The following is a 21402-nucleotide window of genomic DNA, read 5'->3' on the forward strand; positions in this document are numbered from 1 at the left end:
TCGCCAGAAAGAGAGACACCGCATGCAGACCGCCGAGTTCCCGCTGCCCTTCGTCAATGCACCGTACAGCCGCGCGATGTTCGACGACGACTGGATCTTCGTGTCGGGCACCATCGGCATGGACTACGACACGCAGCAGCTCGCCGAGAGCGCCGAGGACCAGACCCGGCTGATGATGCGCAACATCGAGCGCTACCTCGCGGCCTGCGGCGGGCGGCTCGACCAGATCGTCAATTACACCTTGATCATCGCGGGCGCCGAGCACCTGGGCGCGGTGGTGCGTACGTTGTCCGAAGTGCTGCCGACCAAGCCCACCGGCACCGCGATGCTGGCCGGCATCGCGGTGCCCAAGGCCTGGGTCGAGATGCAGGTGATCGCGCGCAAGAGCCACGGCGCCGGCGGAGGCGTGCGGTGAAGGCGCCGCTGCTGCGCGCGCTGGCGTGCGGTGCCGTGGTCGCGAGTGCGATCGCGGCCTGCGGTGGCGATGGGGGCGGCGGCGGTTTTCTGCCCGGCCCCGTCGGCGGCAATCCGCCCGCAACGCCGGACAGATACAACGCGGAGATTCGCTGGACGCAGTACGGCCTGTCGCATGTGAAGGCCGCCGACTACGCGGGGCTCGGCTATGGCTACGGCTATGCGGTCGCGCGCGACCATCTGTGCCTGCTGGCCGATCGCGTGGTCACCTTGCGCGGCGAGCGGTCGGAACGCTTCGGGCCCGACGGGGCATCGCTGGTCGCGTTCCTGCAGACCTCGAACTTGAACAGCGACCTGTTCTACCGCGTGCAACTGTCCGACGAAGAAGTCGATGCCGCATGGCGCGATCTCTCGGCCGATGCGCGCGGCCTCGCCGAGGGCTATGCGGCCGGTTTCAACCGCCGGCTGCGCGACATCGGCGCCGAGGCCGCCACCACTGCCTGCCAGGGCGCGGCGCCGCCGCAGATGCGCGCCAGCGACGTGGTGCGCGCCACCATGCAGGTCAACTCGCTGTGGAAGGCGCTGGCCGTCGCGCCCTATGCCGCCGCCTCGACCTGGGACCACCTAGGCGCCCCGGCCGTTGCCAAGGCCGCCGAAGACCGTCCGCCCGCGCAGCGCATGGCGAGCAATGCCTGGGCCTATGGCTCCGAGGCCACGGGCACGGGCGCATCGATCATGGTCGCGAATCCGCACACGCTGTGGCAGGGCCATTGGCTGCTGATGCACCAGATGCACCTGAGCATCCCCGGCGAGATCGACGTGATGGGCGCCGATTTCCTCGGCCTGCCGCTGCCGCTCTCGGGTTTCACGCAGCACCTGGCGTGGAGCATCGAGGCGCCGTCGACCGTGACCTATCCGTTGCTGATCGCGCTCGACGTGCGCAACGGCGACAAGCCCTCGTACACGGTCGACGGCCAGCGCCGCGAACTGAGCACGAAGCGCGTGGCGCTGCGCGTGCGCCAGGCCGACGGCAGCGTGGCCACGCAACAGCACGAGTTGCCCGTGTCGCACCTCGGCCCGCTCTACCGGCTGCCGGCCGATGGCGAGCGCGCCGCGGGCTGGTATGCGATCACCGACCCGAGCGTCGCGAACGCGCGCGCGCTCGACCAGATCCTCGCGGTCGCGAAGGCGCGCGACATCGCGGGCTTCGAGCAGGCGGTGGCCGGCCACCGCGGCATCACCGCCCACCTGATCGCGGGCGACAGCCAGGGCCGCGCGATGTACATCGAGTCGGGGCCGCTGCTGGACATCGCCGACGCGGCACTGCGCGACTGCGCGACCGTGCCGCCGCCCGACGACATGACGGTGCCGGTCGCGCTCGACGGCCGCCGAGGCGCCTGCGCCGTGCGCGATGCGCAGGGCCGGCCGAAGCTCGCGCCCGCGAGCCGCATTCCCGCGCTCGCCACGCGCGGCATCGTGCAGAACGCGAACGACAGCTACAGCCTGTCGCTGGTGGGGCAGCAGCTCGACGGCTATTCGCTGCTGCTCGGCAGCCCGAAGGCACCGCCCGGCATGCGCACGCTGATGTCGCAGCGCCAGATCCAGGAGAGCCTGCGCGACGGCCGCATCGACAGCGCCGAGGCGCTCGGCATGGTGTTCGACAACCGCAACTACCTGGCGGAAACCACGCTCGATGCGGTGCTCGGGGCCTGCGCGGGCGCGAAGGGCGATGCCCAGGTGCAGGCGGCCTGCGGCATCCTCTCGGCCTGGGACCGGCGGCACGACGTGGACAGCCGCGGCGCGCTGCTGTTCCATGAGCTGGGCCCGCGGCTCGCATCGGTGCCTGGCCTCTACGCCGAGCCCTATGACAGCGCGCGGCCCTACCGCGTGCGGGCGGTCTCCACCGCGCCGGCCGTGAGCGCGGCCCTCGTCGCCGCAGTGCGCGACACGGCGCAGGCGCTGGCGGCGCTGGGCCTGCGTGGCGACGAGCGCTGGGGCGACATGCTCGCGCGTCCCACGCCGCAAGGCCGCGTGCCGCTGCACGGCGGCTCGGGCGAGCAGGGCGTGCTCAACGCGCTCGACGGCGCGCCGCTCGGTCGCGAGGGCTTCGGCGACATCATCGCCGGCACCTCCTACGTGCACCTCGTGACCTGGGACCAGGGCCGGCTGGTGGCGAAGCTGATGATGGCGGCCGGTCAATCAACCGACCCGGCCTCGCCGCACCACGACGACCAGCTGCAGCTGTTCTCGCGCAAGCAGCTCGTGACGCCGCCTTTCACCGAGGCGGAGATCGTGGCCGATCCGAAGCTCGAGCGGCTGGTGTTGCGCGAGTGAGGCGTCGTTAGACTGGCGGGCCGTCGTCTCTTCGTTCCGATCGCCCAGCCCATGGCAGCCCCCCGCCCCGAGAACATCTTCGATCTGCTGCAGGTGGCGCAAGCCGGCCTCAAGGAAGCGCGCGCCGACGACGGCGCGCTGCTGCTGATGCATTTCGCGTTCCGCGGCCTGGTCGCGAAGGCCGACCTGTTCCTGGCCGGCCATGGCCTGTCGCGCGTCCATCACCGCATGCTCTATGCGATCGCGCGCACCGACGGCATCGCGGTCGGCCAGCTGATCGCGCTGCTGGGCGTGTCGAAGCAGGCGATGCACCGGCCGCTCAAGCATCTGCAGGAACGGGGGCTGGTGCTGGCCGAGCGCAGCCCGCACGAGCATCGCAGCAAGCTGCTGCGGCTCACGCGCGAGGGCGCGCGCATCGAGCGGCAGGCTTCCGCGCACGAGGCGGCGGCGATGGAGCGCGCGCTGAAGTCGGTCGGCGAAAGCGAACGCCAGGCCTGGCGCACGGTCATGCTCGAATTGGCGCGGCAGATCTAGGCCTTTTTTTCAGCCCTTCACCATCAGCGTGGCGGAAGCCATCGCATGCAGCTTGCCATCCGCACCGCGCAGCTCGGCATTGCAGATGCCCAGTGAGCGCGTGCGCTCGACCAAGGTGGCGCTGGCCAGGTATTCGGTGTGCGGCGCCAGCGGCCGCAGGTACTTCACGCTGAGGTCGACGGTGGAATAGGCCGTGCCCGCATCGAGTGCCGAATACAGCGCGAGCGCCGCGGCGCCGTCGAGGCAGGTGGCCGCGAAGCCACCGTGCACCATGCCCGCGGGATTGAGATGCCGCTCGTCGGGCGCGACGCGCATGCTGACCTTGCCGGCCTCGATTGCCGAGAGCTGCATCGGCATGGTGTGGGCGATGCCCGAGCGCTCGATGCGTCCGTCCATCATGGCTTGCAGGACGTCGAGGCCCTTGGCGGGCGAGGAAGGGGTCGATGCGGGTGGATTTTTCATGTCAACATTATTGACCTAAAGTCGCGGCTTCGCGAACAAGCTCAAAGGCGTTGCGGTGCAATCCACGGTCTGGACAGTTCTTCTGCTGCTCAATGCCGCCTGGTTCGCGCTGGGCGCGCGCTTCTTCTGCCTCGACTCGCAGCGTGCCGCGCGGCTGCTCGTGGCGAAGACGGACCGTGCATCGCCGCTGCTGCCCGCGATCGCCGGCGCCGTGCGTTTTCTCGGCGCGATGAACCTGGCCTGGCTGGCGTTGTGCCTCATGCTGCTGGCGGGACACGGCCTGTTCGAGACGCCGGCGCAACGCGCTTCGATGGCCGCCGTGCTCGCGCTGGTGCATGCGGCGCAGTTCGCGGTCAATGCCCAAATGCTGGGCCAGCATCGCCGCGGCCGGCCCGGCAGCTGGGTGGTGCTGCGTGGGCCGATGCGGCTCATCTTCTTCGTCGATCTGGCGTTCGCGGTGGCGGATGCGGCGTTCGCGGTCTGGGTTCTTGGCTGAGTGATCCGCATCGTGCCGTCAACGCCGCGAAGGGCGCGACCTACCAGCGATACGTCGCCGTCGCCAGCACCTTGCGCGGCTCCCCGTAGTAACAGCTGCCCGAGCTGCAGTTCGCGACGTAGTTGCGGTTGCCCAGGTTGCGCAGGTTGAGCGCGAGGCTCCAGCGCTCGAAGTCGTAGCCCAGCAGCGCGTCGAGCACGGTGTACGAGGGCACGGGCACCGGCGTGCTCTGCTGGTAGCCGCGGTTCGAGCCCATGAAGCGTGCGCCCAGGCCGAGCTTCACGCCGTTGGCGAAGCGGTAGTCGGCCCACACCGAGAGCTGGTTGCGCGACACCGCCTGCATCTGCTTGCCGATCTCGCTGGGCGTGCTGCTGGCCGTGACCTCGGCCTTGGGTGTGTAGGTGTAGGCGGCCGTCACGTTCATGCGCGGCAGGGGCTCGAACGAGGCCTCGAGCTCGAGGCCGCGCACCAGGATCTCGCCGGTCTGGCGCGGCGTGTAGTCGGCGTCGTAGGTGATGTAGTTCTGGCGCCGCAGGTCGAACACGGCGGCGCTGTACTTGTCCTTGCGGTCCGCGGGCTGGTAGCGCACGCCCACCTCGTACTGGCGGCCGGTCTCGGGCTTCAGGGGCTGGTTGGTCTGCGGGTCGACCGTGACCGTGGGCGAGAACGACTCCGAGTAGCTGAAGTAGGGCGCCCAGCCGCTCGGATGCAGGTAGACCAGGCCCGCGCGGCTGGTGAACTTGTGGTCGTCGATGCGCGTGGTCGAGCCGTCGATGTGGCTGAAGGACACGGCGCGCGCGCTGTCGTAGCGGCCGCCCAGCGTGGCCACCCAGTCGCCCCACTTGATCTGGTCCTGCAGGTAGAAGCCGGTCTGCGACAGCGTGGTGCGGGCATCGAACCACGGGTCGGCGGTGGTGGTGAGGCCGGTGCTCACCGGCAGGTAGCCGTCGATGTCGCTCACGGTGCCGCTGTTGGAGGTGCGCTGGTCGTTGCGCGAGCGCTGGTAGTCGAGGCCGACCAGCAGCGTGTGCTGCCAGTCGCCCCAGCGCAGCTTCGCCTGCAGCTGGTTGTCGATCGAGGCGATGCGCGCGGCCTCCTTGCTCGCGAACGGGAAGCGGCTCAGCACGCGGTAGTTGGCGGGGCTGGCCGGGTTGTCGGCATCGACGGTGACGAAGCTGGGCTGGTTGTAGACCTGCCCGTAGTCGACCTTGATCGAGCCGTAGCGCGCGTTCTGGCGAAAGCTCAGCGTGTCGTTCAGGCGATGCTCGAACAGGTAGCCGACCATCCACTGGTCCTGGTTGAAGCGGTCGAAGTTCGGGTCGCCGACGTAGGTCTTGCGCGAGAACTGGCCGTTGGGATTGGGCAGCAGGGTGCCGACCTCGGGGAAGCTGCCGTAGGAACTGCCGTCGCGGATGCGCAGGTAGTGCGACAGCAGGGTCAGCGAGGTGTCGCCCGACGGCTTCCAGGTCAGCGAGGGCGCGATGAAGCTGCGGTCGTTCGGCAGGCCGCTGGCCGGCAGGCTGGCATCGCGCAGCAGGCCCGTGAGGCGGTAGAGCAGCTTGCCTTCGGCATCGAGCGGACCCGAGAAATCGCCCGCGATCTGGCGCCGCGCGTTGTCGCCGAACTGCAGCTGCAGCTCGCGCAGCGGCTGCGCGGTGGGGCGCTTGCTGACCACGTTGATCATGCCGCCCGGGCCGTTCTGCCCGTAGAGCACCGAGCTCGGGCCGCGCAGCACCTCCACGCGCTCGGTGCCGTAGCTCTCGGTCTGCCAGATGGCCCAGCCGTTGTTGTTGCGCAGCTGCAGGCCGTCGAGGTAGTAGCCGGGCGCCTGCGCGTCGAAGCCGCGCAGGATGGTCCAGTCGAAACGCGAGTCGGCGCCCCAGGGCGAGACGTTGATGCCCGGCGTGTAGGCCAGCGATTCCTTGAGCCGGGTGGCGCCCGTGGCCTCGATGAAGTCGGAGGTGACCACCGAGATCGATTGCGGCGTCTCGATGATCGGCGTGTCGGTCTTGCTGCCGGCGGTGGCGCGCCGCGCGCTGTAGCCGGGAACATGGCCGGTGGCGGTTTCCTCGGCGCCGGCCGTGACCACGATCGGCGGCAGCGCGCCGGTGTCGCCGGCCGAGGCGCGCACCACGGTGAAGGCCGCGTCGCCGTTGCGCACGTAGCCCAGGCCGCTGCCCGCGAGCACGCGCTCGAGCGCCTGCTGCAGTGTGACGGCGCCGCGCACCGCGGGCGCGGTGCGGCCCTCGAGCAGCGAGCTCTCGCCGCCGATGGCGATGCCGTACTGGCGCGACAGCACGCCCAGGCTCTGGGCCAGCGGCTGGGCCGGCAGTGCGAGCTGCAAGGTGGCGGACGATGCCGCCGGCGCGCCCTGCGCATGCGCGGGGCCGCCCATCGCGAGCAGGGCCGAGGCGATGGCGCAGGCGAGCGCCGCGGCCTGGAGGGAATCGATGCGGGGGCGCCGCGGGGTCTGCTGGTTCATGTCCGAAGGTCCTGGAGCTGGTTTGCTACAGAAGACCAGCGAGACGCCGCGTACCCCCCAAAAATAATCAAAACTTTTTTTCAGGGCCGCCGCGCCGTGCCGGCGGCATGGCCCACGATCCGCGTGCCGCCGTCGGCCAGGCGCTGCGTGCGCACCGGCAGCATCACCGGCAGCGCGCCCACGAAGGCCTGCGGATCGCGCAGCCGGTAGCTGCCGGTCACGCGCAGCTCGCGCAGCGCGGGGTCGTCGGCCAGCTGCAGCGGCTGGCGCAGGTAGTCGTTCCAGCGCGCCACGGCCTCGGGCAGGCGCGTGTTGCGGAACACCAGCCAGCCCTGCTGCCAGTCGGCCACCTCGCCGACGTCGACGCTGCTGCGCGGGCCCAGCCCGCGCGCATCGGCCTCGATGGCCTCGCCGGCCTGCAGCACGGTGCTGGGGGCGTCCGCCTCATCCTGCCCGGCCCCCCAGACCGCGACCCGGCCCTCGGCCACCGCGAGGCGCATGCGGCCCTCGCGCACCGACACCGTGAACACGGTGCCGAGCACGCGCACGCGGCCCCAGTCGGTGCTCACGGTGAAGGGGCGCTCGGCATCGCGCGCGACCGCGAAGCGCGCCTCGCCGCGCGCCAGGTGCACCGTGCGGCGGTCGCGGTAGAGCGCGACACGCAGCGCCGTGTTGGCCGCCAGGTCGAGCGTGCTGCCGTCCGGCAGCGCATGGGCCAGGGTCTGGGCCTGGCCGGTGCTCGGGGCGGCCTCATAAACCGGCTGCTGCCAGTACCAGCGTCCGCCGGCACTGGCCAGCGCGGCCAGGCCGGCCACGCCCAGCAGGCCGATGGTGCGGCGCCGCGCACGCCGTTCCTGCGCGGCGCTCGGCGGCATCGGCAACTGGCCGCGCAGCGCGCCGTCGTCGACCGCGTTCCAGATCCGGTGCGCGCTCGCCGCGGCATCGGCGTTGGCGGGCGACAGCGCGCGCCAGCGGCCCAGCTCGGCCTGCGCGGCGTCGGCGGCCTCGGGGCTGCCGCGGTGGATGCGGCCGATGAGCGTCAATGCATGCTCGACCAGCGCGCGCGGCGCGCGCCGTTCGTCGGCGCCGAGCAGGTTGCGGCCGGTCTGGTAGAGCAGCGCGCGCGGTTCGAGCATCAGGCCGCCCGCGTCCTGGTGGCCGAGCACGCGTGCGTAGGCTTCCTGCACGAGGTCGGCGGCGGTGTCGCCATCGCCGGCCTTGCGGGTGAAATAGCGCAGCAATTCTCTGTGGTAGCGCTCGAGCACGGTACACCTCAGCCGGTGTGGAAACAGGGAACTCCCGTCTTGGCTGAGATGTGGCGGCGGCTGATCCGTGGCGCGGGAGAGGGAGCGGAAATTATAGGGAGCGGCCGTGTCAGCCCGTCTTGCGCTGCATCTTGCGCGCCGTCTCCACCACCACCGCGCGCAGCGACTGCACCATCGGCTGCCCCTCCAGTTCCTTCAGCGTGAAGAAGCTCACCGGCGGCAGGTTCCAGCTCAGCCGGTAGGGCAGCGCGGCCCAGTGGCCGGCCTGTTCCATCTCGGCCACCACGTCGCGCGCGAGGATCGCGATGGCATTGGGCTCGGTGCGCAGCACGGTTTCCATGCTGCGGATGGCGGTGGTCTCGAGCATCGGCACCGGCGGCTGCACGCCGGCGCCGACGAAGATCGCGTTGTAGGTGCGGCGCATCGGCGTGTTCGGCGGCGGCAGGATCCAGTCGAGCTGCGCGAGCCGGGCCCAGTCGAGCGGCCCGCGCGAGAGCCGCTTCGCGCTCTTGGCCGACACCACCAGGCAGGGCTCCTGCTGGTGGATCGCCTCCTGCACCAGGCCGGTGGCGTCGCCGTCGTACGAACGGCCGATCGCGCAGTCGAGCTCGCGCGCGAGCAGGCCGGCCACCAGTTCGTCGGTGGTGCCCTCGCGCGTCATCACCGCCATGCGCGGCGTGCGGTCGAGCAGGTGCGCGAGCGCGGCCGACAGCAGTTGCTGCGGCACCTGCTGCGTGAGGCCCAGGCGCAGCCGGCCGCCGCGGCCCGCCTCGAGCGAGGTCAGCACGCGCGTGGTGGCCTCGAGCTCGGCGAGCCAGCGCCGCGCGTAGTGCAGCACCGCCTCGCCGGCCGCGGTGGGCACCAGGCCGCGGCTGCTGCGCTCGAACAGCCGGTTGCCGAAGATGTCCTCGGTTTCGCGCAGCGCCTTGGTGATCGCGGGCTGGCTCAGCCGCATCTCGGCGGCCACGCGGCCCAGCGTGCGGTGCCGGTCGATGGCCTGCAGCAGCGAGAGCTGGCGCAGCTTGAGGCGCGAGAGCAGCGCGTGCTGCAGGTCGGCGGCGGGGTCGCGGGCGGTCGGGGAGGCCATAACCGTCAGGTTATCGCCCGATCAGAATTTAGTCCACTTTGGTGAATCGCGAGGCCTAGACTTTTCTCCATGCCCGCAGCCACCGCCACGACGCTCATGGCCACCTTGGCCGATCTCCTCGGCGCGCTCGACGCAGCGCGCGATGCCGACGAGGCGCTGCGCCGGATCGATCGCTGCCGGCGCGAGCTCGTGCCCGGCAGCATCTTCAGCATCCAGCAGAACGTGACGACCGAAGACGACCCGGCCGGCGAGATCCGGCTGCGCCGCTTCTATTCGTCGGAGGCGCACCGCTACCCGGTCAATGGCGCCAAGCGCAAGACGCACACGAGCTGGACCGACCGCCTGTTCCGCGAGGGCCGCGTGTTCGTGGGCGAGGGCGCGCAGGTGCTGGCGCGCCACTTCGACGACTTCGAGCAGATGCGGCCCGCGGGCCTGTGCAGCGTGGTCAACGTGCCGCTGCTGCAAGGCGCGCTGTGCTTCGCCACTTTCAACGTGTTCGGCGTCCGCGAGCGCTGGCAGCCCGAGGAGGTGCTCGGCATCCGCCTGCTGGCGCTGGCCGCCGCGCGCTGGGTGCCGGTCGCGCCGGGCCTCGCCTACCGCTTTGCCACCGACGCGGTGCCGATCGATCTCCCCGCTCTCTCTCCTGAAGTGAAGGCCTGACCATGCAATCCAAGAACCTCGTCGTGATCGTCGGCGGCGGCCCCGTGGGCCTGTCGATGGCGATCCTGCTGCAGCGCTTCGGCGTCGACTTCGTGCTGCTCGAGCGCAGCCCGACCACCACCGACCATCCGAAGGCGCGCGGTACCTACACGCGCACGATGGAGATCTTTAGGCAGTGGGGCATCGACGGCCTGATGAAGCGCCATGCGCTGCCCGACGGCGCCGACTTCTTCGCCTTCTGCGAATCGATGACCGGCCACGAATGGGGCCGCACCAACCCCGAGCCGAACCTCGGCCATTCGCCGTGCTGGAAGATCATCCAGTCGCAGGACACGGTGGAGCAGGAGCTGCTCGCCCATGCCAAGAAGAGCGAGGTCGGCCGCTTCCTGTTCGGCCACGAGTTCCTGCACTACGCCGAGAGCGCCGACGGCATCGCCGTGACGGGGCGCCGGCTCGACACCGGCGAGACCCTGACCTGGCAGGCCCGATACCTGATCGCGGCCGACGGCGCCGCGAGCTCGGTGCGGCGCCAGGCCGACATCGAGATGCGCGGGCCGGCCACGCTGGCCGTGATGGCCAACGAGTTCTGGCAGGCCGATCTCTCGCAGGTGCGCGACTCGGCCACCTGTGCCGGCTGGCGCGTCTATGCCAAGGAGTCGCCGTACCCGATCACCACCGTGCTCAACACCAACGGAAAGGACCGCTGGCTCAACCTGCTGCCCGTGGGCCGCGAGACCGACGAGCGCACCGGCGCGCGCAGCGACGCCGAGGTGGTGCAGCTCGCGCGCACCGTCTCGGGCGTGCCCAACCTCGAGGTGAAGGTCATCAACCGCTCGGTGTGGCGCATGAGCCGCCAGGTGGCCGCGAACTTCCGGCGCGGCCGCGTGCTGCTGGTCGGCGATTCGGCGCACCGCTTTCCGCCCAATGGGGGCTACGGCATGAACTCGGGCATCCAGGACGCGCACAACCTGGCCTGGAAGCTGGCCTTCGTGCTCAGCGGGCGCGCCAGCGCGCGGCTGCTCGACAGCTACGAGAGCGAGCGCCGGCCGATCGCCGAATCGAACGCCGACTTCAGCCTGCACAACGCGATGCGCTTCAACCATTGCGACGAGGCGCTGCGCTCGGGCAACCGCGAGCGCATCGAGTTCTGGATCCGCGACAGCGACAACCACATCCACAGCATCGGCCAGTCGCTGGGCTTCTGTTACGAGGACGGCGCCGTGATCCCCGACGGCACCGGCCGCCACGTGATGCGCGCGCGCTGGTACGAGCCGGCCGACAAGCCCGGCATGCGCTTTCCGCACCTGTGGCTGGACCTCGCGCGACGCCACAGCACGCTCGACTGGTTCGACCGCGAGTTCGTGCTCGTGGCCGGTCCGCGCGCCGATGCCTGGATGGAGGCGGCGCGCCAGGTGTCGGGCCGCAACGGCCGCGTGGTGCAGGCGCGCCAGCTCGAGGACGCGCACGAGAAGGATGGCCTGCTGCTGGGCCAGCACGGCGCGGTGCTGGTACGGCCCGACGGCCACGTCGCCTTCCGCATGCCGTGGACGCCGACGGACCCGGCCGCCGAGCTGTCGGCCGTGCTGTCGAAGCTGCTGGACTGACGCCATGCCCGTCACCGCGCTGCACCACTTCACGATCCGCTGCACGCCCGCGGAGCTGCCGCCGCTGCTGGACTTCTACACGCGCGTGCTGCGCCTGGAAGCCGGCGCCCGGCCCGAGATTCCCGCGCCCGGCGCCTGGCTCTATGCCGAAGGCCAGCCCATCGTGCACCTGTTCGCCCATCTCGCGACGGCCGATGCGCCGCCGCAGCCGCCCACGGGCCATGTCGACCACATCTCGTTCCGCGCCCACGGGCTGCGCGAGATGCGAGCGCACCTGCGCGCGCTCGGCGTGCCCTTTGCCGAGGCGCCGATCCCGGGCTGGGACATCCACCAGCTCTTTCTGCACGACCCGCGCGGACTGAAGATCGAGATGACCTTCTGGCTGGACCGCGAGGAAGAACCGTGGGAGGACGCGGCATGACCGAATTCGTGCAGGCCGGCGAGGTCCGCATCGCCTTCGACCGCGTGGGCCAGGGTCCGGCGCTGCTGCTGATGCATGGCGCGGAAGCCTCGCGCCAGATGTTCGCCGCGCTGGTGCCGCATCTGGCGAAGCAGTTCACCGTGATCGCCTACGACCAGCGCGACTGCGGCGAGACCGAGGCGCCCGAGCGCGCCGTCACGCTCGCGGACCTCGCGAACGACGCGCAGCAGCTCGTGAAGGCGCTGGGCCTCAAGCGCGCGCATGTGTTCGGCTCCTCTTTCGGCGGCCGCGTGGCGCAGGCGCTGGCGCTGCTGCATCCGCGCGCGGTCGACCGGCTCGTGCTCGGCAGCACCTGGCCGCTGCCGCGCCCCTATGAAGAGCTGTGCCCCGATGCGCGCCGCCTGGCCGAGCTGCGCCGCGGCCTTCCGGGCACGGCCGAGGAGCTCGCGACCTGGTTCTTTCCCGAGGCCTTTCTCGCGCAGCGTCCCGAGCTGCGCCGCGTGTTCGCCGCCGCGCGGCCCGAGACCGCACGCTCGGCGCGACGCATGGCGACCGTCGCCACCACCTTGCCGCAGGGCGTGGCCGACATCGTCGCGCCGACCCTGGTGCTCGCCGGCGAACTCGACCGCGTGGTGCCGCCGACCGTGACGCTCGCGATGGCCGGCCGCATCCGCGGCGCCGATGCCGTGCTGCTGCCCGCCATCGGCCACGTGACCGCGATGCAGGCGCCCGAGGTGCTCGCGCGCCACATGGTCCGTTTCCTGAACCCCGAAGGAGTCCACGCATGAATGCCGTCCTGGAGCCCGAGACCGTCCCCGCCGCACCCGCCGGCAAGGAGGACTACATCCGCGTCGAGGGCCTGTCGAAGACCTTCGGCGGCGGCAGCGAAGGCGTGCTCGCACTGAAGCAGATCGACTTCGGCATCCGCCAGGGCTCCTTCGTCACCATCGTCGGCCCGAGCGGCTGCGGCAAGAGCACGCTGCTGCGCATCCTGGCCGGCCTGCTCGACTACGAGGTCGGCACCGTGCTGCTCGACGGCCAGCCGATCCGCGGCACGCGGCGCGACGTGGGCGTGGTGTTCCAGAGCTCGATCCTGCTGCCCTGGCGCAGCATCCTCGAGAACGTGATGCTGCCGGCCGAGGTGCTGGGCCTCGACAAGGCGAAGGCGCGCGAGCGCGCGATGCAGCTGCTCGCGATGGTGCGGCTCGAGGGCTTCGAGCACAAGCTGCCGCGCCAGCTCAGCGGCGGCATGCAGCAGCGCGCTTCCATCGCGCGGGCGCTGCTGCACGACCCCAAGATCCTGCTGATGGACGAGCCCTTCGGCGCGCTCGACGCGATGACGCGCGAGCGCATGAACCTCGAGCTGCAGCGCATCTGGATGGAGAGCGGCAAGACCGTGGTGCTGATCACGCACTCCATTCCCGAGGCCGTGTTCCTCGGCGACCGCGTGTTCGTGATGTCGCCGCGCCCCGGCATGCTCGAGCGCGTGTTGCCCATCGACCTGCCGCGCCCGCGCGGCATGGAGGCGATGTCGCATCCGGCCTTCGCCGCCGCGGCCGCCTCGATCCGCGAGCGCTTCTCGCATGCCGCTTCCTTCGATTGAGAGAAAGGCCGACGCCATGACCACCGCCCTGTTGAGTTCCGAGGCCGCACCGCTGGCGGCGAAGCCGCCGCGAGCGCGCCGCACCAACCCGCTGGCCTCGCCGCGCGTGCAGTCGATCCTCTTGCTGATCACGCTGCTCGGTTCGTGGGAAGGGGCCGTGCGGCTGTTCAAGGTGCCCAGGCACCTGGTGCCGCCGGTCAGCGACATCGCGATCGCGCTGTGGCGCGGCCTCGCCACCGGGCCGTTCGCGAAGGACGGCTTCTGGTACCACGGCGGCATCACGCTGGCCGAGATCCTGCTGGGCTTCTTCGTCGGCGGCGGCATCGGGCTGGCGATCGGCATCGTGGTCTCGCAGATGCCGCGGCTCGAGCGCCTGCTCGAGCCCTACGTGGCCGCGTTGCAGAGCGTGCCCAAGGTGGCGGTGGCGCCGATCATCGTGGTCTGGCTGGGCTTCGGCATCAGCTCCAAGGTGATGATCATCTGCCTCTTGACCTTCTTCCCGGTGCTGGTGACCAGCATCGCGGGCTTCAAGGCCGTGGACCCGGACCGCATCGACCTGCTGCGCTCGCTGTCGGCCACGCCGTGGCAAATCTTCCGCAAGGCCAAGTTTCCGAGCGCGCTGCCCTACATCTTCGCGGGCCTCAACATGGCCGCGGCCTTTAGCGTGGTCGGCGCCGTGGTGGGCGAGTTCGTCGGTGCCCAGGCCGGGCTCGGCGTGCTGATCCTGCAGATGGAAGCCCAGGCCGACAGCGGCGGCAGCTTCGCCGTCTGCGTCGTGCTCTCGGTGATCGGCATCGCGCTGACCACTGCCTTGCGCCGCGTGCAGCAACGCGTGCTGCACTGGATGCCGGCCGATGCCTCGCAGCGCACGGTCAACGTCTGATTCTTTTCCCCCGAGACATTTCAGCCGCGACGCCGGCGAGGAGCGAACCATGTGGACACGACGCGATTTCGGCCTGGGCCTCGGCGCCCTGGGATTGACGGGCAGCCTGCCGGCCCTGGCGCAGAAGCTGCGCGTGATGAAGGTGGCGAACACCGCCGGCGTCAACGATCCGCAGCAGTGCTTCGTGACCGCGGGCCAGCATCCGCGGCTGAACTTCTACAAGCCCGAGGGCGTGGACGTCGAGTACGTCAACATGTCGAGCATGACGCAGGCGCTGCAGAGCCTGCGCGCCGGCCACGTCGACTACGGGCCGGCCGTGCCCGGCATCCTGCTGCCCGCGATGGCCAAGGACCCGGGGCTCGACCTCGTGAGCGTCTACAAGTGGCTGCCGCGCAATGCCAACGTCGTCGTCGTGAAGCCCGGCAGCCCGATCCGCTCGGTGGCCGATCTCGCGGGCAAGCGTATCGGCGTGCGCAGCCAGGGCGACACCGGCATCGTCGTCACCCGCACCATGCTGGCCGAGCTGGGCCTGAAGGACGACCGATGCGAGTACATCGCCATCGGCGACGGCGCGCCGGCCGGCGCGGCGATCGACAACGACCGCGTCGATGCGATGGTTGCCTTCGACACCGCGGCCGCGCGCGTCGAGTTGGTCGGCACCAAGCTGCGCTATGTGCCGCTCACGCCGAAGTTCGCGCAGTTCGGCTCGGGCTGGCTGTGCGTGCCGCGCGAACTGCTGAAGAAGGAACGCAAGGCCTTGGTGGGCCTGTTCCGTGGCATGGCAAAGTCCACCCTGTTCGCGCACCACAACCTCGAGGCCGGCATCGACCTGCACTGGGCCGTGTATCCCGAGAGCCGGCCCAAGGGGCGCAGCGAGGACGAGGCGCGCAAGGAGCTGGCCTTCATCCTCAAGGACCGCCGCAACAGCTGGATGCGTCGGCCCGACGATCCCGATCAGCGCATCGGCGCGTCGTCGCTGGCCGAGTGGAAGTCCAACATCGAGATGGCCGTGGACGGCAGCCGAAACCCGAAGCTGGCCGACGAACTCGGCGACCCGAGCCGGCTGTTCACCAACGAGCTGATCGACGAGGTCAATGCCTTCGACAGGCAGGCGGTGGTGGAGATGGCGAAGACGTTCAAGCTGTAGCCTCGCCGCTCAATTCATGTACCCGAGGTCCCGGATGTCCGCGCGCACCGACTCGCGGTCGGAGCCGTACAGCGGCAGGCTGGCCAGCAGCTCGAGGCGCCGCCGCAGCGAATAGAGGATCTGCAGTGCCTTGTGCGCCGCCTCCTCGGGATCGTCGATGACGGCGGTGTCGGGATAGGCCCACAGCGCGGTGTGCGGCTGGCCGGGCCAGGCAGGCTGGAGGCGATCGATGTCGGCGTCGAGCGCGATCACGAACTCGGCCTGGAACCCGCGCGCGGGCACGAACTCGTTCCAGCCGCGCGGCTTGATCTCGGGTAGGGGAATACCCGCAGTGCGCAGCGCCGACACGGCCGCCGGATCCACCACCGCGCCGACGCGCAGGGGCTGGCCGCAGGAGCGGGCGTGGAAGCGTTTCTCGGCGATGTGGGTGAGACAGGCCTGCGCCATGACGCTGCGCAGCGTGTTTCGTCGGGAGACGAAGAGCACGTTGATTTTTCTGTGCATGACTGCGGAATGTAGCGCGGGCTTGGCTGGTTTGCTCGGAGCGCTATTCGATGGTCGCTTGTGCGGCGGACCGTGCCGGGTCTTGTCCATCGCGCGGCCTCGGCGCCTCAGTGGGCGCGCCAGCCGAGCTAAGACGTTGCTTTGCAACGCGAACTGGTAGGACGCACCCCATTGAGCAGGCCGGCGCAGGCGTCCACCAAGTCGTCGAAATGATGCAGCAAGGTATCTGGCGCGAGTTCGGCCGCCGGAATTTCGGTGTAACCAAAGTCGACCAGAATCAGCGGTGTCCCGGCCGCCCGCGCGGCGCCGGCGTCGGTGTCCGCATCGCCGACCATGACGGTGCGAGCGAGATCGCCGCCCACTGCCGCCACAGCTTCGATCAAGTGGGCCGGATCGGGTTTCATCGCGGAGACTGCGTCCATCCCCACCACGCCGTCGAACAATCCCACCATGTCGAGCTTGGTCAACAAGCTGCGCGACAGATCGGTGGGCTTGTTCGTGCAGACGACAAGCTTGGCGCCAGCTGCCTTCAAGGTCTTCAGGGCGTCGATGACGCCCGGAAACGGACGGCTCTCATCTGCAACATGAGCGCCGTAGTGGCTGATGAATCGACCAAACAGTGCAGCTGCGCGGGCAGACGGATCCTCCGCACCGGCCTCGGCAAGACCCCACTGCAGCAGCCAACGGGCGCCGCGACTGATGAAGGGCCGGCCCTGGTCGTAGGCCATGGGCCTGAAGCCCTCCGCCATCAGGACCGCGTTCACGGCACCGATCAGGTCGGGAGCCGATTCGACAAGGGTTCCGTCGAGGTCGAACGCGATGGTCGACCCGTGAAGGGCAGCGAGGTCGGTCACTGTCCGGTTCTTTTTCTGGCTAAGCAATTTGAAAGCAGAGCTTGGTTATGAGTCTACGACCGGGTCGAACGTGCCTCGACCATCCGCGTTCGCAACGTCCGTAGTGGCGCAGGGCGAACTACAGTTTCGGGCCCAGAGGCGACTTACGCCTTGCTCCAAAGCTGATTGTTAGACGCCGCCTGATGAGCAGTTCAGACGACCCAGGAGATGTTCACTGCGCCGCATGTTGAACACTCAACAACCTCGCCATCTGTGAGTTCTTGACGGCAGTAGTGGCATCGGAATCCGTCCTTGGAAAAGTGCTGGTATGTCGCCTTGGCAGGTCCAATTTCGCATCCAATCAATTCACGGCATCGCTTTACAAATCCGATTAAGTCATCGCGAGGCAGGAAGCTCGCTAGGTCGGCCTTGTGTTCGTCCAAATGAACGACAGCGAAGTCGGATAGGCATCCGCACTGCTTGCAGCGAGGCCGCCTTGCATTCACTGCGTCAAGCGTAAGCGTCATGGTAGGAGTTCCATGCTGGATGACCGGTATTGGCGATTCTTGCCAGATACGAATTTGAGCCTACTCATCAAAGTTGCGGCGCAACCTCGACCAGGGCCGTTCGATCCGAGTCGATTCGGTCAAGCAGAAGCCGCAGCGCACGACATTCGTTCATCACAGCATCCTCATTCATACCACCACAAGAGCTATCCGAGAGGAGGTCACGGATTGCAGCGAGAAGTGCTGGTTCATCGGCCTCGCGCAAAACCTTCAGGAACGGTGTTGACCACTGAAACGCGAAGCTACCCGACGGATTTTCCGAGAACACGATGTCGCCGAAGACCGAGACATCGGCCAATCGCCGCGCGAAGAGCTCCCAGTATCCGAAGTCCAGTCCATTGACTTCGTGCACCTCGTAGGGGATCTCTTCGCTCTCAACATGGTCTGCAAGTGAAGAAATCCCGATGTTGGGAACTAGTAGAAGCATCGAGCCAATCATGTTTGTTCTCCCTTTAGTTACCGGACTCGGCGCCCGTTCTTGGTCTCATGGTCAAAACCGTGGGCCGCTTCCAAGTGACCGCTCCTGGCCGATAGCGACCGTCGAGCATCGTAGCGCTGCCGATGCGTCCATCGCTATCCAGCGTATGCCGACCGTTCCGACACGATCCCATGTTCATTGACCTGCAAGCGCACGCCCAGCGTCATTCCTCACCCGCAAAAGCCACTCACTGAACTGCCCAAGCGCCGGCAAGCCCGCACTGTGCTCCGGATAGCACAGCTGATACGACCGCCCCGTCGCCGACTCGATGTCCGACAGCGCCACCAGCTGCCCCGCATCGAGCGCCGCGCGCACCATGAAGGCCGGCAGCAACGCCACCCCGATGCCCGCGATCGCCGCATGCAGCGACATCGACAGCAGGTCATAGCTCGGACCGGCATGCAGCTCCGGCAGGACCTCGTCCGCCCCCGCGGCCTGCCGCAGCCACAGCGCCCACGCACCGGGCAGCGAGCTGTTGTGGATCAGCGTGAGGTCGGGCGGCGCCTGCCGCAGCACGGTGGCGAAATCGTCGCCGCTCCAGCGCGCCGCCAGGCCAGGACTGGCATAGGGCCGCACGGTCAGGTCGAGCACGGGGATGGCATGCAGGCCCGGCACCGGCGCGCCCACCACCATGATGGCCGCGTCGATCCTGCTCGCGGTGAAATCGACCGGGCCGAGGTAAGTGGAGAGGTCGAGCGTGATGTGCGGATGCGCGTTCACGAAACCCGACAGCCGTGGCGCGAGCCAGTAATTGCAGAACGAGGAAGGGGCGGAGAGCTGCAGGCGGCCGCCGCGGCCCTGGTGCAGCGCGATGTCGGTGGTGGCGCGCTCGAGCCGCAGCAGCAGGGGCCGGACCTCGGCCAGGTAGGCTTGCCCCGCGGGCGTGGCCACCAGCGATTCGCGCCGGCGCTCGAGCAGTTGCGCGCCGAGCCGCTGCTCGAGGCCGATGACCTGGCGGCTGATGGCGCCCTGCGTGAGGTTGAGCGCCTTGGCGGCGCGCGTGAAGCTGCCCAGCCTTTCACTGGCTTCCAGGCATTGCAGCGCGATGGTGGAGGGGAGGCGAAGCGGCATCAGCTTTTTGCATGCGAGCAGGAGTTATTTTCGATTGTGGCGCTCGCCGCGGGCGTCGATCCTCGGGCATCGTGCTTTCTGGAAGGATGCAGGCCATGTTGGAGACCGGGATCGATCGCGGCCGGCGCCGCGCGCTGCTGTCGGCGGCCGCGCTGGCGGCCGGGCCTTGGCGCAGCGCGCGCGCCGCCGCCTACCCCGAGCGGCCGCTGCGCTTCGTCGTGCCCGGCGGGGCGGGTGGCGCGCCCGACCTGCTGTGCCGCGTGATGGGCGCGGCGCTGGCCAAGGGACTCGGGCAGGCGGTGGTGATCGAGAACCGGCCGGGCGCGGGCGGCATCGTCGGCATCTCCGAGGTGGCGCGCGCGGCGCCCGACGGCTACACGATCGGCTATGCCAACGTGGGCACGCTCGCGATCAACAAGTCGCTCTACGCGAGGCTGCCCTACGACCCCGATCGCCAGCTCGCGCCGGTCGCGATGACCGGCTTCGTGCAGAACGCGCTGGTGGTGCGCAACGAGCTGCCGGTGAAGACCGTGGCGGAACTGATCGCCCACCTGCGCGCGCATCCTGGCAAGCTGACGCTGGCCTCGGCCGGCAACGGCACCACCAGCCACCTGGGCGGCGAATTGTTCAAGAGCATGACCGGCACCTTCATGCTGCACGTGCCTTTCCGCGGCAGCCTGGCGGCGATCCAGGACCTGATCGGCGGCGGGGTCGACGTGATGTTCGACAACCTGTCCTCGATCAGCCCCTTCATCGCCTCGGGCCGGGTGCGCGCGCTGGCGGTCACGGGGGCTCATCGCTCGCCGCTCTTTCCGGCGCTGCCGACGGTGCAGGAGGCCGGCGTGCCGGGATACGAGAGCGTGGCCTGGGGCGGCGTGGTGGTGCCGGCGGGCACGCCCGCCGAGGTGGTGGCGCGGCTCAATGCCGAGTTCAACGCGATGATGAACGACGCCGAGGTGCGCGAGCGGCTCGCGCGGCTGTCGCTCGAGACCGCGAGCGGGCCGCCCGAGCGGCTGTTCGAGCTGGCGCGGCGCGAGACGCCGGTGTGGGCCGCGGTGATCCGGCGCGCGAACGCCCGCGTCGACTGATGCCACCGCTCGACCTGGTCATCGAGGGCGGCGACGTCATCGATGGCAGCGCGGCGCCGCGCGTGCGGCAGGACGTGGGCGTGCGCGATGGCGTGATCGAGGGCCTGGGCGACCTGCGCGCCGTGCCCGCGCACCGGCGCATCGATGCGCGCGGTCGCATCGTCGCGCCGGGCTTCATCGATGCGCACTCGCACGACGACCGGTTGCTGCTCGAGCCGCCTGCCGATCGCCATCCGAAGCTGATGCAGGGCGTGACCACCGTGGTGGCCGGCAACTGCGGCTGGAGCCTGGCGCCGCTGCGTATTCCCTTCGAGCGGGTGCCGCCGCCGCTGCGCGAATTCATCGGGCGCGACGACCGCCGCTTCGCGCGCTTCGGCGACTACCTCGCGGCGGTGCGCGGGATCGGTCCCGCGACCAATGCCGCGTTCCTGGTCGGACACACCACGCTGCGTGCGCAGCATGTGCGGGACCTGGATCGCGCCGCCACGCCCGCCGAGACCGCGGCCATGGCGCGCGAGGTCGAGGAGGCGCTCGAGGCGGGCGCGATCGGCCTGTCGACCGGCGTCTTCTATGCACCCGCGCGCGCCGCCACGGCGCACGAGATGACGGCGGTGGGCGCGCCGCTGCGCGCGCACGGCGGCCTGATCGCGATGCACATCCGCGACGAGTCCGATGCGATCGACGAAGCGCTGCACGAGGCGCTCGGCGTGGGCCGCGCGCTCGGCGTGCCGCTCGTGATCTCGCACCACAAGCTCACGGGCCTGGCGAACCACGGGCGTTCCGCGGCCACGCTGCACCTGCTCGCGCGGGCCGCTCAGGGGCAACCGGTGTGCATCGACTGCTATCCCTATGCCGCCTCCTCGACCCTGCTGATTCCGGCGCGCGTGGGCCAGTCGGCGCGCGTGCGCATCACCTGGTCCGAGCCGATGCCGCAGCACACCGGGCGCGAGCTCGCGGACATCGCCGCCGAGATGGGTCTGGGCCTCGAGCAGGCCGCGCAGCGCCTCTGCCCGGCCGGCGCGGTCTACTTCTCGATGGACGAGGCCGACGTGCAGCGCATACTCGCGGCGCCCGGCACCATGGTCGGATCGGACGGGCTGCCGAACGACGTGCAGCCGCACCCGCGGCTGTGGGGCGCCTTTCCGCGCGTGCTGGGCCACTATGCACGCGACCTGAAGCTGTTCGCGCTCGAGACCGCGGTGCACAAGATGACCGGCCTGCCGGCCGCGCGCTTCGGCCTCGCGGGCCGCGGCCGCATCGCGGCGGGCTGCGCGGCCGACCTCGTGGTCTTCGATGCCGCGCGCATCGCCGACCGCGCGAGCTACGACGATCCGCTGGCCGCGCCCGCCGGCATCGACGCCGTGCTGGTCAACGGCCGCGTGGCCGTCGCGCACGGCGTGCTGATGGACGCGCACGCGGGCATGGTGCTGCGCCGCGGCTGAAGCGCGGGGCCGCGGCCCCGCGCTCCGG

21 protein-coding genes are annotated in these 21402 nt (G+C 69.9%); 13 read left to right on the plus strand and 8 right to left on the minus strand.

The genetic code is table 11. The features are described 5' to 3' along the window. Positions 1-22: 22 nt before the first annotated feature. From AC1HIL_RS38325 to AC1HIL_RS38335, 3 genes are read left to right on the plus strand one after another with little or no spacing between them, the layout of a single operon-like run. Positions 23-415: a Rid family hydrolase gene (locus AC1HIL_RS38325; protein ID WP_057590009.1), complete on the plus strand. Its 393-nt coding sequence runs from the start codon at positions 23-25 to the stop codon at positions 413-415. Then, positions 412-2748 (plus strand): penicillin acylase family protein, encoded by a 2337-nt coding sequence (locus AC1HIL_RS38330; RefSeq protein ID WP_479669630.1) that lies wholly within the window; start codon positions 412-414, stop codon positions 2746-2748. The genes AC1HIL_RS38325 and AC1HIL_RS38330 overlap by 4 nt, the downstream gene beginning before the upstream one ends. A gap of 51 nt (positions 2749-2799) precedes the next feature. Beyond that, positions 2800-3282: a MarR family winged helix-turn-helix transcriptional regulator gene (locus AC1HIL_RS38335; RefSeq protein ID WP_479669629.1), complete on the plus strand. Its 483-nt coding sequence runs from the start codon at positions 2800-2802 to the stop codon at positions 3280-3282. Positions 3283-3291: 9 nt separating this feature from the next. Here the strand turns inward: AC1HIL_RS38335 and AC1HIL_RS38340 are convergent, their stop codons facing one another. Beyond that, positions 3292-3744: a PaaI family thioesterase gene (locus AC1HIL_RS38340; RefSeq protein ID WP_479669628.1), complete on the minus strand. Its 453-nt coding sequence runs from the start codon at positions 3742-3744 to the stop codon at positions 3292-3294. A 55-nt stretch (positions 3745-3799) separates the two neighbouring features. On the opposite strand from AC1HIL_RS38340, the gene AC1HIL_RS38345 reads away from it, so the two are divergent. Beyond that, positions 3800-4240, plus strand: a complete 441-nt coding sequence (locus AC1HIL_RS38345; RefSeq protein WP_479669627.1) for a hypothetical protein — start codon at positions 3800-3802, stop codon at positions 4238-4240. A gap of 40 nt (positions 4241-4280) precedes the next feature. Here the strand turns inward: AC1HIL_RS38345 and AC1HIL_RS38350 are convergent, their stop codons facing one another. The 3 genes from AC1HIL_RS38350 to AC1HIL_RS38360 form a co-directional block, all read right to left on the minus strand. After that, positions 4281-6722, minus strand: a complete 2442-nt coding sequence (locus tag AC1HIL_RS38350) for a TonB-dependent siderophore receptor (RefSeq protein ID WP_479669626.1) — start codon at positions 6720-6722, stop codon at positions 4281-4283. Positions 6723-6802: 80 nt separating this feature from the next. Continuing rightward, positions 6803-7963, minus strand: a complete 1161-nt coding sequence (locus AC1HIL_RS38355; protein WP_479669625.1) for a FecR domain-containing protein — start codon at positions 7961-7963, stop codon at positions 6803-6805. 133 nt (positions 7964-8096) lie between these two features. Beyond that, positions 8097-9074, minus strand: coding sequence for a LysR family transcriptional regulator (locus AC1HIL_RS38360; RefSeq protein ID WP_208509359.1), 978 nt, complete (start codon positions 9072-9074; stop codon positions 8097-8099). A 69-nt stretch (positions 9075-9143) separates the two neighbouring features. Between AC1HIL_RS38360 and AC1HIL_RS38365 the strand changes: the two genes are divergently transcribed. Genes AC1HIL_RS38365 through AC1HIL_RS38395 form a run of 7 tightly spaced genes read left to right on the plus strand, consistent with a single transcriptional unit; the run spans position 9144 to position 15392 of the window. Further along, a complete protein-coding gene (locus tag AC1HIL_RS38365; protein ID WP_479669624.1) occupies positions 9144-9734 on the plus strand; it encodes a GAF domain-containing protein in 591 nt (196 codons plus the stop codon). Between the two features lie 2 nt (positions 9735-9736). After that, positions 9737-11338: an FAD-dependent monooxygenase gene (locus AC1HIL_RS38370; RefSeq protein WP_057590000.1), complete on the plus strand. Its 1602-nt coding sequence runs from the start codon at positions 9737-9739 to the stop codon at positions 11336-11338. Positions 11339-11342: 4 nt separating this feature from the next. After that, positions 11343-11759 (plus strand): VOC family protein, encoded by a 417-nt coding sequence (locus AC1HIL_RS38375; RefSeq protein ID WP_479669623.1) that lies wholly within the window; start codon positions 11343-11345, stop codon positions 11757-11759. Then, on the plus strand, positions 11756-12547 hold the full coding sequence (locus AC1HIL_RS38380) for an alpha/beta fold hydrolase (protein WP_479669622.1): 792 nt from the start codon (positions 11756-11758) through the stop codon (positions 12545-12547). Before AC1HIL_RS38375 ends, AC1HIL_RS38380 begins: the two co-directional genes overlap by 4 nt. Continuing rightward, positions 12544-13362, plus strand: coding sequence for an ABC transporter ATP-binding protein (locus AC1HIL_RS38385; RefSeq protein ID WP_261206264.1), 819 nt, complete (start codon positions 12544-12546; stop codon positions 13360-13362). The genes AC1HIL_RS38380 and AC1HIL_RS38385 overlap by 4 nt, the downstream gene beginning before the upstream one ends. Before the next feature lie 16 nt (positions 13363-13378). After that, positions 13379-14245: an ABC transporter permease gene (locus tag AC1HIL_RS38390; RefSeq protein ID WP_479669621.1), complete on the plus strand. Its 867-nt coding sequence runs from the start codon at positions 13379-13381 to the stop codon at positions 14243-14245. A 49-nt stretch (positions 14246-14294) separates the two neighbouring features. Further along, positions 14295-15392, plus strand: a complete 1098-nt coding sequence (locus AC1HIL_RS38395) for an ABC transporter substrate-binding protein (protein ID WP_479669620.1) — start codon at positions 14295-14297, stop codon at positions 15390-15392. 9 nt (positions 15393-15401) lie between these two features. On the opposite strand, the gene AC1HIL_RS38400 is transcribed toward AC1HIL_RS38395, so the two are convergent. The 4 genes from AC1HIL_RS38400 to AC1HIL_RS38415 form a co-directional block, all read right to left on the minus strand. Continuing rightward, positions 15402-15896, minus strand: coding sequence for an arsenate-mycothiol transferase ArsC (locus AC1HIL_RS38400; protein WP_208509366.1), 495 nt, complete (start codon positions 15894-15896; stop codon positions 15402-15404). A gap of 128 nt (positions 15897-16024) precedes the next feature. Further along, a complete protein-coding gene (gph, locus tag AC1HIL_RS38405) occupies positions 16025-16750 on the minus strand; it encodes a phosphoglycolate phosphatase (protein ID WP_479669619.1) in 726 nt (241 codons plus the stop codon). Positions 16751-17323: 573 nt separating this feature from the next. Then, positions 17324-17734, minus strand: coding sequence for a hypothetical protein (locus AC1HIL_RS38410; RefSeq protein WP_479669618.1), 411 nt, complete (start codon positions 17732-17734; stop codon positions 17324-17326). Between the two features lie 174 nt (positions 17735-17908). Continuing rightward, positions 17909-18844 (minus strand): LysR substrate-binding domain-containing protein, encoded by a 936-nt coding sequence (locus tag AC1HIL_RS38415; protein ID WP_479669617.1) that lies wholly within the window; start codon positions 18842-18844, stop codon positions 17909-17911. A gap of 95 nt (positions 18845-18939) precedes the next feature. Between AC1HIL_RS38415 and AC1HIL_RS38420 the strand changes: the two genes are divergently transcribed. Next, positions 18940-19932, plus strand: a complete 993-nt coding sequence (locus tag AC1HIL_RS38420) for a Bug family tripartite tricarboxylate transporter substrate binding protein (RefSeq protein WP_479669616.1) — start codon at positions 18940-18942, stop codon at positions 19930-19932. Beyond that, positions 19932-21374: an N-acyl-D-amino-acid deacylase family protein gene (locus AC1HIL_RS38425; RefSeq protein ID WP_479669615.1), complete on the plus strand. Its 1443-nt coding sequence runs from the start codon at positions 19932-19934 to the stop codon at positions 21372-21374. The genes AC1HIL_RS38420 and AC1HIL_RS38425 overlap by 1 nt, the downstream gene beginning before the upstream one ends. The last annotated feature ends 28 nt before the right edge of the window (positions 21375-21402 follow it).

Source organism: Variovorax sp. ISS6 (assembly GCF_056523145.1).

Excerpts from the sequence above, each read along its gene's own strand:
- AC1HIL_RS38410 (WP_479669618.1), bottom strand. The coding sequence starts at position 17,734 with ATGATTGGCTCGATGCTTCTACTAGTTCCCAACATCGGGATTTCTTCA.
- AC1HIL_RS38420 (WP_479669616.1), top strand. The coding sequence starts at position 18,940 with ATGTTGGAGACCGGGATCGATCGCGGCCGGCGCCGCGCGCTGCTGTCG.
- AC1HIL_RS38390 (WP_479669621.1), top strand. The coding sequence starts at position 13,379 with ATGACCACCGCCCTGTTGAGTTCCGAGGCCGCACCGCTGGCGGCGAAG.
- AC1HIL_RS38370 (WP_057590000.1), top strand. The coding sequence starts at position 9,737 with ATGCAATCCAAGAACCTCGTCGTGATCGTCGGCGGCGGCCCCGTGGGC.
- AC1HIL_RS38350 (WP_479669626.1), bottom strand. The coding sequence starts at position 6,722 with ATGAACCAGCAGACCCCGCGGCGCCCCCGCATCGATTCCCTCCAGGCC.
- AC1HIL_RS38425 (WP_479669615.1), top strand. The coding sequence starts at position 19,932 with ATGCCACCGCTCGACCTGGTCATCGAGGGCGGCGACGTCATCGATGGC.
- AC1HIL_RS38385 (WP_261206264.1), top strand. The coding sequence starts at position 12,544 with ATGAATGCCGTCCTGGAGCCCGAGACCGTCCCCGCCGCACCCGCCGGC.
- AC1HIL_RS38380 (WP_479669622.1), top strand. The coding sequence starts at position 11,756 with ATGACCGAATTCGTGCAGGCCGGCGAGGTCCGCATCGCCTTCGACCGC.
- AC1HIL_RS38325 (WP_057590009.1), top strand. The coding sequence starts at position 23 with ATGCAGACCGCCGAGTTCCCGCTGCCCTTCGTCAATGCACCGTACAGC.
- AC1HIL_RS38395 (WP_479669620.1), top strand. The coding sequence starts at position 14,295 with ATGTGGACACGACGCGATTTCGGCCTGGGCCTCGGCGCCCTGGGATTG.
- AC1HIL_RS38375 (WP_479669623.1), top strand. The coding sequence starts at position 11,343 with ATGCCCGTCACCGCGCTGCACCACTTCACGATCCGCTGCACGCCCGCG.
- AC1HIL_RS38400 (WP_208509366.1), bottom strand. The coding sequence starts at position 15,896 with ATGCACAGAAAAATCAACGTGCTCTTCGTCTCCCGACGAAACACGCTG.
- AC1HIL_RS38365 (WP_479669624.1), top strand. The coding sequence starts at position 9,144 with ATGCCCGCAGCCACCGCCACGACGCTCATGGCCACCTTGGCCGATCTC.
- AC1HIL_RS38340 (WP_479669628.1), bottom strand. The coding sequence starts at position 3,744 with ATGAAAAATCCACCCGCATCGACCCCTTCCTCGCCCGCCAAGGGCCTC.
- AC1HIL_RS38360 (WP_208509359.1), bottom strand. The coding sequence starts at position 9,074 with ATGGCCTCCCCGACCGCCCGCGACCCCGCCGCCGACCTGCAGCACGCG.
- AC1HIL_RS38335 (WP_479669629.1), top strand. The coding sequence starts at position 2,800 with ATGGCAGCCCCCCGCCCCGAGAACATCTTCGATCTGCTGCAGGTGGCG.
- AC1HIL_RS38415 (WP_479669617.1), bottom strand. The coding sequence starts at position 18,844 with ATGCCGCTTCGCCTCCCCTCCACCATCGCGCTGCAATGCCTGGAAGCC.